Below are 564 nucleotides of genomic sequence, written 5' to 3'. Positions count from 1 at the left end.
AGCGTCCTCCGATTTCGCTTCGGCGTTTCCAGCCGAAACGCCAGCCCGCGTTGTCATGGATCAAGGGAAAGGGCCGGAAGAAATGATTGTACGACACCCACTTGGGGATGTCCTGCGCCCTTTATCGGCCGATCAGATTTGGGAGAAATTCAAGGGCCTCAGCAGAGAGAACGTTCACCCGCGGTGGCAGGACGAGATCCTCTCGGCAATAGGCAACCTCGAAGCAGCAGGCCTTGGGCCTCTTCTGGCTGCTCTCTCTCGACGGGGCAGGCGATATGCCGAAGATGACGCCGCGATTCTCCTGAGCTAGGAAGGGGCAGGTACTTGCTGTGCGGGCGAAATTTCATGGGCATGGCTTGCAGGTTTCCAGCTTCAATTTCCGCAACGGATCTGCCGATGAGTTGGTGCTGTCACTCTTCGTGAGCGGGCCGGATACCACCACCTTACCGATAAAGATGTGGTCGGGAATTCGGGAAGAGATCACGCCTACAATCGCTGCCGTTTCAAGTCTGCTGATCGCGTTGACAGTCGTTATGTATGCCGGCGTAGAGGTGGTCCGCCAGA

The 564-nt window shown here is 57.1% G+C and carries 2 pseudogenes; both read left to right on the top strand.

The window, feature by feature from the left end:
• Window positions 1-310, top strand: a pseudogene (locus tag EN862_RS36640) (MmgE/PrpD family protein); the annotation flags it as partial.
• 19 nt (window positions 311-329) lie between these two features.
• A pseudogene (locus EN862_RS36635) lies at window positions 330-564 on the top strand (ABC transporter permease); the annotation flags it as partial.

This window comes from Mesorhizobium sp. M2E.F.Ca.ET.219.01.1.1, assembly GCF_004016445.2.
Classification (GTDB): Bacteria; Pseudomonadota; Alphaproteobacteria; order Rhizobiales; family Rhizobiaceae; genus Mesorhizobium.
This window is presented reverse-complemented; position numbering and strand designations above follow the sequence as displayed.